Source organism: Labrys sp. 22185, assembly GCF_052045555.1.
GTDB classification, from domain to species: Bacteria; Pseudomonadota; Alphaproteobacteria; order Rhizobiales; family Labraceae; genus Labrys; species Labrys neptuniae.
This window is the reverse complement of sequence record NZ_JBQEPH010000070.1, coordinates 1-10,813: the sequence shown is the minus strand read 5'-3', so window position 1 is coordinate 10,813 and position 10,813 is coordinate 1. Positions and strand designations below refer to the sequence as shown.

The following is a 10,813-nucleotide window of genomic DNA, read 5'->3' as shown; positions in this document are numbered from 1 at the left end:
TCCGAGACTTCTACGAACATTTCGCAGAAGGAAGGGCAAAGGGACGAAATGGCCGAGACATGATTGCCGCGGAACGAAGCCCAAATGCCTATTTAAGAAATATTCGAGCGACCTTCTTCGACCGTGAACCGGCCGATCAAGTTAGCGCTTCGTGAGTTGGGAGAAAAGTATGGCCGAGCATTTAGATCTCGAAGCCAAGGAGCGCCTTCATTTGGTTGAAGGGGAAGACCGCTACCACGCATTCACGGCCTCTGAGCATGTCAGCCGCTATGCGGCTGTGCATTCGATCTGTAAGGGCCGCCGCGTTCTCGATGTCGCTTGCGGTGAAGGATATGGCTCGAAACTGATTGAGACATGGGGTGCTCAAAGAGTCCTGGGCATAGATCTTTCGAATGAGGCCGTGGCCATAGCAAAAAAACTCTATGGGACGGATTCCGTCGATTTTCGAGTTGGTGACGTTCAAAAACTCTCAGAGTGTTTGAACGGTGATGTTGATTTCGATCTCGTCGTGTCCTTCGAGACGATTGAGCATTTGCCCGAACCGGAACTATTCCTCCAGCAGCTGCTTCACTTCTTGAAAGCCGGTGCTATGGTGGTGTTGAGTTGCCCCAATGAGGACGCAACGCACGATCCCGACTTAAAGAACCCTCATCACGACCGACGTTATTCGTTCGAGAGTTTCCGTAGTCTGACAGAGAAATATCTCGGCCCCGCGCAGTGGCTTGTTGGCGCCCCCGTGAGCGGGCATGCCAACATCTTACTTGGCAATAGTCAGGCATTCGAGGGGCACACCGATCCAGGAGCCCTCGCTACGCAGGTAGAGCTCGGGCTTGCTATGCTTGGTCCGAGCCAGGACCAAATTGAGATTTCGGCACAGTCCTGCACCTATTATTTGGGGGTGTGGGGCGGTACTATTGAACAATCTGCCTCCGTTGCGGCGCAGACGCCATCGAGCTTCGTTTCACCATGGCGTCAACTTGCTGAGATATCCGAAGCGCTTAAGGAGCATATAGCCGCTCATCACACACAAAAAGAGGAAAATGCCAAGACGATCAGCACCTTAACTACACGCGTATCGTTTCTGGACGGCGAGTTGCATCTTCAGCGCCAGAAGGCTCAATATTATGCAAAAGATCTTGCAAAGACGCGAGAAGAACTAACAAAACTTCAAAATTGGAAATCGACCTTGCTTCGCGCCTCTTCTGACAATTCAGAATTGATGGCCGGCAATCTCCAGGAATTTGCCGATTCACGCTTCTATCGTCTTTGGGCGAAGAGCCCTTCAATGTACGAAAAGAAGCCTGTGAGGATGCTTATCCGACTATGCCGAGTGTTTTATAGAAAGACGCAGCGCAAGTAACCCAATCGGAACGCTTCTGATCTGTGGCGAAATAGGTTGTAAAACGGTCTCAAATCTCCACAGTTAATAAATGTCTATCTCGGTCAAAACCTGCCCGGGTATGACAAATTCCGCGCCGTTCTCTGCTTAAAGACATCTGCCATGCCTTTCATCGCCCATAATGGTCATCGTACCTTTTACCGGACGGTCGGTTCCGGCCCGCTTGTCGTACTGCTGCACGGGCACCTGCTCGGTTCGCAATGCTGGCTCGATGGCGGCTTTGCCGAGGTGTTCACCCGTGACCGCACGGTGGCCTTGATCGACGCACTCGGCCACGGCCAGAGCGACAAGCCAGCGGATCCTGCAGCCTATCGCCTGAAGGAACAGGCGGGCAGGGTCGTCGCCGTCATGGATGCGCTCGGCTTCGAGACAGCCGATGTCATCGGCCACTCGATGGGGGCCTGGACGGGGGCCGGCATCGCACGGCAATGCCCTCATCGGCTGCGATCCCTGACGCTGGGTGGCTGGGACCCGGTCAAGGGTGTTGCCGCCGCCTTTCCGCCCGGCTTCGAGGGATCGCTGCATTTCGACCAGGTACTCGAACTGGCGCAGGCGATGGTGCCTGATCTGGTCTCGTGGGTAAGGCCCGAGGATGAGCCGGGCTTGCGGGCGAGCTGGGATGCGCTCGCCGAGTTGGACGGGTTGGCCCAGACGCTGGCGTCGATCCGCATACCATTGCTGCTTTGGTGCGGCAGGGGTGACATTCGGGGCAGCCACATGCAGGCCTTCGCCGATCGCCACGGCTTGGAGATGATCTGGACAGCCGGAAACCATAACAGCGTCGTCTATGAACACGCTCCCGAAGGGGCTCGCGCAATTCGCGCCAGGCTCGATATCGGGGTAGGTGGTGAGAGTGGGAGCGAGCCGACGCCAGAGGGCGCTTCAGGCGCGATACGCGCCTGAAGGGAACAGCCCCGCCTTATCGGGCTTGATCTTGATGTTGTCGAAGACCTGTCACTGCGCCGGCGGGATCGCGCAGTCGTCGGAATCCTGTTCACCGGATTGCTTGCCGCAACTCAGATAAGTCTGGAAATCCTTGACGCGGCTCTTTGTCAGGCCGGCGGCGCAGGTGTTGAAGTTCATCGGGTTGATGCTGCCGCCGGCCGAGCGTACCGTCGACAGGGTGCATTCGGAATCGCGAAACGCGACCCATTTCTTCTGGGCATCGATGAGCAGCTTCTTGGTGTCGTCGTCGCCCTTCAGGCGCGCTTCCATCTGCCTGTAGAGCTTGTTCAGATTGTCATCGACCGCTTTGAGATCCTTTGCGGAGCAATCCGTGAGCTCTGCCTGGCTTTGGGCCTTCTTGTAGCAGGCATCATCGGCCTGGGCGGCCGAAAGTGGAATGAAAGCCGCAAGTGCTAGAATTGTCGCAAGCCGCGCAATGGCATGGCGCATGTCCGTCTCCTGCAATTGACGGGAGAAAACTCGCTTATCGGCGCCTTTCTTTCAATGCTAATCGTTGCCAAAACTTGGGTGCCTGCTTCTTTTTCTTTTGTTTTTCTGCGAGTGGAGAGACCGTGGAAGGCAGGGAAGTCCTGCCATCATGATTTTTTCCTGTCCGGCACGGCGAAGAAGGCCAGCAAAGCGAGCGCTGCGATGATGGCGGCCGCGAAGAAGGGCGCGCCGGGCAGTTCGATCACTGCCTCCTTGCCAGCGAACACGCCGAAAAGCTGCGTCGCCATGGCAGGGCTCAGAATGGCGGTGATGCCCATCAGGCCGGAGATCGCGCCCTGCAACTCGCCCTGCGCATCGTCGTCGACCTGATGGGACATCATCGCGTTGATGGCAGGCATGGCGATGCCGGCGAGGCTTGAAAAGCCCAGCAGCGCGTAGATCATCCAGCCCCTGTTGGCCAGGCCATAGGCGACCAGCACCACCGCCTCGAGCGCCAGGCAGATCGCGGCGGTGCGCCATTCGCCGAGATGCCGGATGATGGCGCCGACCAGGCCGCCCTGTACGATGCCGGTGATCACGCCGAAGGCCGCCAGCGACAGGCCGACATCAAACTCGCTCCAGCCATAGCGGTAGATGGTGTAGTAGGCCCAGATGGCCGGGTAGACATTGTTGGCCAGGAAATGCAGGAACAGCACCAGGCCGGCACCGAGCAGGAAGGGATGGTGGCGGAAGGCGATCAGGGTGCCGAGCGGGTTGGCGCGGGACAGCGCGAAGGGGCGGCGCTTTTCGGGCGGCAATGTCTCCGGCAGCACGAAATAACCATAGACGAGGTTGGCAAGCGACAGGGCTGCCGCAGCGAAGAAGGGGGCACGCGGACCCAGCCCGGCGAGCAATCCTCCCAGCGCCGGGCCCAGTGCGAAGCCCACACCGAAGGCCGCGCCGATCATGCCGAAAGCCTTGGCACGCTCCTCGGGCCTGGTGATGTCGGCGATGAAGGCATTCGCCGCGCTGTAGGACGCTCCGCAAATGCCGGCGATCAGCCGTCCGAGGAAGAGCCAGGCGATGGTCGGGGCGAAGGCGGTCAGCAGATAGTCGATGCCGAGGCCCCCGATGGAAAGCAGCAGCACTGGCCGCCGCCCATACGCATCGGAAAGATTGCCGAGGATCGGGCCGAATAGAAACTGCATGGCCGAATAGGCCACGAACAGCCAGCCGCCGATTACCGAAGCCCGGGCAATGTCGACATGGGCGACCCCCTCGATCAGGCGTGGCAGCACGGGAATGATGATGCCAAGGCCGATCATGTCGATCAGCACCGTGATCAGCACGAAGGTGAGGGCGTGGGGGCTGGTCCGGGTTTCGATCGTCTTGGCTTGGCTCATGATGATGCCTATCTCAGCGAGAGCCGCAATTCGGTTTCGCCGGTTGCGACCGAACACGCGGGGAAATCCAAATGCGGCTGTCGTACTCGGCTGTTCCGCCGCATCGTGGAATCGGCAGGGACCCGATCAAGTCGGAACTGACCTTCTACCCGTCGGTGGGCAAACCGCGCAATCGCCGGGGTCGACCGGCCGGGTGTTGGTTCCTACTTGGCGCAACCGCGCAACAATCGTAGAGAGGGCGCGATTGCATCTGTCTGCCCGCTGCGGCGGGGCAAGAGCGTTTTGTGATTTGGCGGAATCGCCAAGAATCGCAAAGACGCTCTGGCCAATCCGTCGGATTGGCTTGGAAACAAAGATCTAGAGCAAAAAGACGTTTCCGTTTAAACGCCCTTTGCGCTTGGAATGAAGGAATAGAGGATGTCGACGGATTGGAGCGGAGATCTGACCACGGTGATTCCGCCGGATCACCCGCTGCGCGGGCGCGTGGTGCCGCCGGGCTCCAAGTCGATTACCAACCGGGCCCTGCTGGTGGCGGCACTCGCCAAGGGAACCAGCCGCCTGACCGGCGCGCTCAAGAGCGACGATACCCGCTACATGGCCGTGGCGCTGCAGGCCATGGGGGTCACCGTCGAGGAGCCCGATGCAACCAGTTTCACCGTCACGAGCTCCGGCCGTCTGACCAAGCCGGCAGCGCCCCTTTTCCTCGGCAATGCCGGGACGGCCACTCGCTTCCTCGCCGCCGCGGCAGCCCTGGTCGACGGCGATGTCGTGGTGGATGGCGATGCCCATATGCGCAAGCGCCCGATCGCGCCGCTGGTCACGGCCCTCGGTACCCTCGGCATCGCGGCGGAGGCGCCGACAGGCTGCCCGCCGGTCACCGTACATGGCAAGGGCAGTTTCGGGGCAGGGCGGGTCGAGATCGACGCGGGACTGTCGAGCCAATATGTGTCCGCCCTGCTGATGGCCGCCGCCTGCGGCAAGGAGCCGGTCGACATCGTGCTGGCGGGCGGCAAGGAAGGCGAGGAGATCGGCGCCCGTGGCTATATCGACCTGACACTGGCCACCATGCGGGCTTTCGGGGCGGAGATCGAGCGGCCTGATGCCCGGACCTGGCGCGTGTCGCCGACGGGCTATCGCGCCACCGACTATCTGATCGAGCCGGACGCCTCCGCTGCGACCTATCTGTGGGCCGCCGAGGTGTTGACGGGGGGCGCCATCGACCTCGGCGTACCTGCCGAAGCCTTTACCCAGCCGGACGCCAAAGCCCATGCGCTGATCGCGGCCTACCCGCATCTGCCGCCGGTGATCGACGGCTCGCAGATGCAGGATGCCGTGCCGACGCTGGCCGTTCTCGCCGCCTTTAACCAGACGCCGGTGCGCTTCACCGGCATCGCCAATCTGCGCGTCAAGGAATGCGACCGGGTGGCCGCGCTGGCCGACGGCCTGACCCGCATCCGTCCCGATCTCGCCCGCGAGGAGGGCGACGACCTCATCGTCGCCTCCGATCCTGGGCTCGCGGGCCAGACATTGCCTGCCTCGATCGACAGCTATGCCGATCATCGCATTGCCATGAGCTTCGCCCTGGCGGGGCTGAAGATCCACGGCATTTCCATCCAGGATCCGGGCTGTGTCGCCAAGACCTATCCCGGCTACTGGCAGGCGCTGGCCTCGCTCGGGGTGCAATTGGAGGAAGGCCGCGCGTGAAAGCAGGCTGAAGCGGGGGCAATGGCGTGACGATGACGACTTCCTCCGTGCTCAAGCCCGCCATCGTCTGGTTTCGCGACGATCTTCGCCTGCGCGACAATCCTGCCTTGCATGCCGCCTGCCAGACCGGCTTTCCCGTGATCTGCCTCTATATCCACGAACCAGCGGGCGAAGGACGGCGGCCTGAAGGCGCGGCTCTCTGGTGGCTGCACGGCTCGCTTGCGGCGCTGGATGCGGACCTTCGTGCAAGAGGCGGACAGTTGCACGTCCTTGCCGGCGCAGCCGGGGAGGTTTTGAGAACGGCTGTCGACAAGATCGATGCCGGCGCCGTCTACTGGAACAGGCGCTATGATCCGGCCGGTCGGGACATCGATACGCGGATCAAAGCGGACCTGCGGGCCCGCGGCGTCGACGCGCATAGCTTCAATGGTTCGCTCCTGAGCGAACCCTGGACGATTTCCTCTCAATCGGGTGAACCCTATCGCGTCTTCGGGGCCTTTTGGCGGGCTTTCCAGCAAAGAACCGTCGAACCTCCCTTGCCGGCACCGCCCGCATGCGCCTTTGCGCCGCTTCCGGAAGAGGCTGCCCAGCACTTCAGCTATCCAACCGGTCTCGAGCCCGATCCCCAGCGCCCCGATTGGGCCGTGGCGATGCGCGCCGACTGGACGCGCGGCGAGGCGGCGGGCCTCGCCTGCCTGCAGGACTTTCTCGACGAGGATCTCGCCGGCTATGCCGACAATCGCGATCGTCTCGACGCCAGGACGACGTCGCGGCTTTCGCCCTATCTGCACGCCGGCAATGTATCCGCGCGGCAACTTTGGCATGCCCTGTCGGCCCTGCAGCATCGTGGCATGGCGGCCGGCGATCGCGATGCCGAGAAGTTCCGGTCGGAACTCGGTTGGCGGGAGTTTTCCTATTCCCTTCTCTACCACTGTCCGTCCTTGCATGAGCGCAATCTGCAGCCGGATTTCGACGCGATGCCCTGGCGTCGGGGCCACGAGGATCTCGGCGCCTGGAAAAAGGGCATGACCGGCTATCCCGTCGTCGACGCCGCCATGCGCCAGTTGTGGGCAACCGGGTGGATGCACAACCGTGCCCGCATGATCGTGGCCTCCTTCCTGGTCAAGCATCTGCTGATCGACTGGCGGGAGGGGGAGCGCTGGTTCTGGGAAACTCTGGTCGATGCCGATCCGGCCAACAATCCGGCGAGCTGGCAATGGGTCGCCGGATCGGGCGCCGATGCCGCGCCCTATTTTCGCATCTTCAATCCCGTGACCCAGGGCGAGAAGTTCGATCCTGACGGTACCTTCGTGAAGAGGTGGCTGCCGGAACTCGAGCGCCTGGCCGCTCCCTTCGTTCATCGGCCTTGGACCGCCTCGTCCACGCAGCTCACCGCCGCCGGCATTCACCTCGGCAAGACCTATCCCTTTCCGATCGTCGATCACAAGATCGCTCGCGAAAGGGCGTTGGCGGCATGGCGCTCGCTGCGCAGCTAGGGCTTGTATGACCGAAGCCGGAACCACGATCTGCAGTGACGTCGCAGCCCCTACCGCGACCGCGTTCTTGCCGCTAGGTTGAGGCCCGCTGAGTCTGAGGGGGGAGCCATGACGGAGTTGAACAGCGCGGTCGCCTTGGCCGAGGCGATCAGGAACGGCAAGGCATCCGCGCTCGAAGCCGTCGAAGCGAGCCTGGCGCGATCGACCCTGGCGCAGCCGAGGATCAATTGCTTCACCGAGATCTATGCCGATGAGGCACGCGAGCAGGCCGCCCGCATCGATGCTCTGCCCCTGGCCGAACGGGCGGCACTGGCCCTGTGCGGCGTGCCTGTTGGTATCAAGGATTTCACGCCGATCGCCGGCAAGCTGACGACCTTCGGCTCGAAGGTGTTCCGCGACCATGTCGCCGAGCACGATCCGGTGATCGTGCGCCGGCTGAAGGCGGCCGGTGCCGTGATCGTCGGCCATACCACCACGCCGGAATTCGCCTATTCCGGCAATACCCAGAGCCCGCTGTGGGGCATCACCCGCAATCCCTGGAATACCGAACTCAGTGCAGGCGGCTCGTCCGGCGGCTCGGGGGCGGCGGTCGCCGCCGGCTGCGTGATGCTGGCCGAAGGCACCGACATGGGCGGCTCGGTGCGCATTCCCGCTTCTCTGTGCGGCGTAGTCGGATTGAAGCCGAGCTTCGGCCGCATTCCGATGGATATCTTGCGCACGCAATATGACACGCTCGCCCATTTCGGACCGCTGGCGCGTTGCGTCGACGATGCCGCCCTGTTCCTCGCCGTCAGCGAGGGGCCGGATGACGCGGATGCCCTGTCGCTGCCAGCCCTGCCGCCGACTTTTCCTGTCGCATCGGCGCCGGCCCGGCCGCGTCTTGCCGTGTCGCTCGATCTCGACACCCATGCGATCTCGGATGAGGTCGCCGACCTCTTCCATCGCCTGATCGACGATCTTGCCCGGTGCGGTGCCGAGATCACCTGGGTGAAGACGCCGTTCAGCGTGCAGTCGGTCCTCGATTGGGAGGATCTGTGGGCCTATTGCTTTGCGGGCGATGTCGGCCACCTCCTCGAACAGCATCGCGGCGACCTCGATCCGAACGTGGTCGCGCTGATCGAGGCCGGTCGCAAGCTCGATGCCGTCAAGCTGCGGGCCATCGAGCACCGGCGTACCGCTCTGTGGCGGGCCTTTGCCGATGTGCTCAAGGGGTACGATGCCCTGCTGTGCCCCACCACCTGCACGACTGCACCTTTTGCCGATCCGGCCCGGCGCGAGCGTGACGAAATCCTGCCCGACGGTCGTTTCAAGTCTGTCGACATGACAGGCCATTTCAACCTGACCAGTTCATGCCCCGTCATTTCCGTGCCGATGGGTCTCGGCGCCAGCGGCATGCCGGCCGGCGTGCAGATCGTCGGTCATCGCCATGACGATCGCGGCGTGCTGGCGCTGGCCAAATGGGTCGAGGGGCTCAGGCCTCCGGCTTTCCCGTCCGCCGCCTGACACGTTCCAGAACACATCCTTCAAGAAAGCCCTGCAAGCCATCATGTGGACACCTCTGTCGGACCTTCCCGCCCACAATCCGCCCAAGCCGCTGCATGGCGTGCGCGTGCTCGAACTCGCCCGCATCCTGGCGGGGCCCTGGGCCGGACAGCTGCTCGCCGATCTCGGTGCCGAGGTCATCAAGGTGGAGCGGCCGGGGCAGGGCGACGATACCAGGACCTGGGGACCTCCCTTCATCACCGCGGAGGATGGCGAGAATCTGGGCGCTGCCTATTTCCATTCCTGCAATCGCGGCAAGCGCTCGGTCGCCCTCAATTTCGAGACGGCTGAAGGGGCCGATCAGGTCCGGGCGCTCGTGCGCGAGGCCGATGTCGTGCTCGAGAATTTCAAGGTCGGGGGCCTGAAGAAATACGGCCTCGACCATGAAAGCCTGAAGGCGATCAATCCCCGTGTGGTGACCTGCTCGGTCACTGGATTTGGACAGGATGGTCCATATGCCGCCAGGGCGGGCTATGACTTCATGATCCAGGGCATGGGCGGCATCATGGACCTGACCGGCGATCCGAACGGGGAACCGCAGAAGATCGGTGTCGCCTTCGCGGATGTCTTCACGGGAGTCTATGCCGTGGTCGGCGTGCAGGCGGCTTTGCGCCGCCGCGAGATGACGGGGCTGGGCGGGCATGTCGACATGTCGCTGTTCGACGTGCAGCTCGCGGTGCTCGCCAACCAGGCGATGAACTATCTCGCTTCCGGCAAGAGCCCCACGCGCATGGGCAATGCCCATCCCAATATCGTGCCCTATCAGGTCTTTCCCGCCAGCGACGGGCACATCATCATCGCCTGCGGCAATGACAGCCAGTTCGTCAAGCTTTGCGGCGTGCTCAACATCCAGGATACCGCCGCTCATCCCGATTATCTCACCAACAAGGACCGGGTGCGCAACCGCGATACCCTGGCGGCCCTGATCGCCGGATTGACCGGGCGGCGGACGAGGGCGGATCTGCTGGCATCTCTGGAAAAGGTCGGCGTGCCGGCCGGACCGATCAATTCGGTCGCCGACGCCCTGCACGATCCCCAGGCTTCCCATCGCGGCATGATCGTCGACCTGCCGCATCCCGGCGTGAAGGGCGGCTCCATTCCGTCCGTACGCACGCCCATCCTGATCGACGGCGAACCGATGGTGGCGAGGACAGCGAGCCCGGACCTGCCGAAGGAGTAGGGACTGGTTCTGCACCAATTCCAATCATGATGCATGAATCAAAAAGGCCGCTGCTGGAGCGGCCTTTTCCATGGGTCGGACCAGTCCGGGACCAGCACCAATCCTTGTGTCTTCAGGCGTAGACCTTGAAGCGATCATTGTCGTTCATGAAGCTCTTCTCGGGGAAGGGCTGCTCGTTGGAGCCGAAGGGCATCTGGGCGCGCAGCTTCCAGGACTTGGGCACATGCCATTCCTTCTGCACGGCCTCGTCGACCAGCGGGGCATAGTGCTGCAGGCTGGCGCCGATGCCGTGCTCGGCCAGGGCCGTCCACACGGCGAACTGCGCCATGCCGCCGGACTGCTCGGAGAAGGCCGGGAAGGCGTCGGCATAGAGCGGGAACTGCTCCTGCAGGCTCTTCACCACGTCCTGATCCTCGAAGAACAGCACGGTGCCGGCGCCGGCGGCGAAGGAATCCATCTTGGCCTCGGTCGAGGCGAAGCTGTCGGCGGGCACGATCTTGCGCAGGATTTCCTTGGTCAGATGCCAGAATTTGTCGCTCTGTTTGCCGAACAGGATCACGGCGCGCGAACTCTGCGAATTGAAGGAGGACGGGACATGCTTGATCACGTCCTGGATCAATCTGCTGATCTCTTCCTCGCTCTTGGGCAGCGTCTTGCCCAGGGCATATTGCGTGCGGCGGGTCTTGATATGATCGATAAAGGTCTTGGACATGAG

At 62.5% G+C, this 10,813-nt stretch carries 9 protein-coding genes; 6 read left to right on the top strand and 3 right to left on the bottom strand.

The window, feature by feature from the left end; genetic code table 11:
* The first annotated feature begins 169 nt into the window (after positions 1-169).
* Together ACTJKX_RS37000 and ACTJKX_RS36995 are read left to right on the top strand one after the other, a co-directional pair.
* Complete coding sequence (locus ACTJKX_RS37000) at positions 170-1,360, top strand: class I SAM-dependent methyltransferase (protein ID WP_440728373.1); 1,191 nt, start codon at positions 170-172, stop codon at positions 1,358-1,360.
* A 141-nt stretch (positions 1,361-1,501) separates the two neighbouring features.
* Positions 1,502-2,302, top strand: a complete 801-nt coding sequence (locus ACTJKX_RS36995) for an alpha/beta fold hydrolase (protein ID WP_440728372.1) — start codon at positions 1,502-1,504, stop codon at positions 2,300-2,302.
* A 51-nt stretch (positions 2,303-2,353) separates the two neighbouring features.
* Here ACTJKX_RS36995 and ACTJKX_RS36990 read toward each other — a convergent pair whose 3' ends face one another.
* Positions 2,354-2,794, bottom strand: a complete 441-nt coding sequence (locus ACTJKX_RS36990; protein WP_440728371.1) for a lysozyme inhibitor LprI family protein — start codon at positions 2,792-2,794, stop codon at positions 2,354-2,356.
* Between the two features lie 146 nt (positions 2,795-2,940).
* A complete protein-coding gene (locus ACTJKX_RS36985; RefSeq protein ID WP_394308235.1) occupies positions 2,941-4,176 on the bottom strand; it encodes a TCR/Tet family MFS transporter in 1,236 nt (411 codons plus the stop codon).
* Between the two features lie 417 nt (positions 4,177-4,593).
* Here ACTJKX_RS36985 and ACTJKX_RS36980 point away from each other — a divergent pair, with 417 nt between their 5' ends.
* From ACTJKX_RS36980 to ACTJKX_RS36965, 4 genes are all read left to right on the top strand, one after another.
* Entirely contained in the window at positions 4,594-5,880 is a 1,287-nt protein-coding gene (locus ACTJKX_RS36980) for a 3-phosphoshikimate 1-carboxyvinyltransferase (protein ID WP_311935281.1), read from the top strand.
* Between the two features lie 32 nt (positions 5,881-5,912).
* On the top strand, positions 5,913-7,376 hold the full coding sequence (locus ACTJKX_RS36975; RefSeq protein ID WP_440728370.1) for a cryptochrome/photolyase family protein: 1,464 nt from the start codon (positions 5,913-5,915) through the stop codon (positions 7,374-7,376).
* 108 nt (positions 7,377-7,484) lie between these two features.
* Positions 7,485-8,879 (top strand): amidase, encoded by a 1,395-nt coding sequence (locus ACTJKX_RS36970; RefSeq protein WP_440728369.1) that lies wholly within the window; start codon positions 7,485-7,487, stop codon positions 8,877-8,879.
* Positions 8,880-8,922: 43 nt separating this feature from the next.
* Positions 8,923-10,098: a CaiB/BaiF CoA transferase family protein gene (locus ACTJKX_RS36965; RefSeq protein ID WP_440728368.1), complete on the top strand. Its 1,176-nt coding sequence runs from the start codon at positions 8,923-8,925 to the stop codon at positions 10,096-10,098.
* A gap of 112 nt (positions 10,099-10,210) precedes the next feature.
* On the opposite strand, the gene ACTJKX_RS36960 is transcribed toward ACTJKX_RS36965, so the two are convergent.
* Positions 10,211-10,810 carry a nitroreductase family protein gene (locus ACTJKX_RS36960; protein WP_394308241.1) on the bottom strand — a complete coding sequence of 200 codons (600 nt, stop codon included), beginning with the start codon at positions 10,808-10,810 and terminating at the stop codon, positions 10,211-10,213.
* Positions 10,811-10,813: the final 3 nt, after the last annotated feature.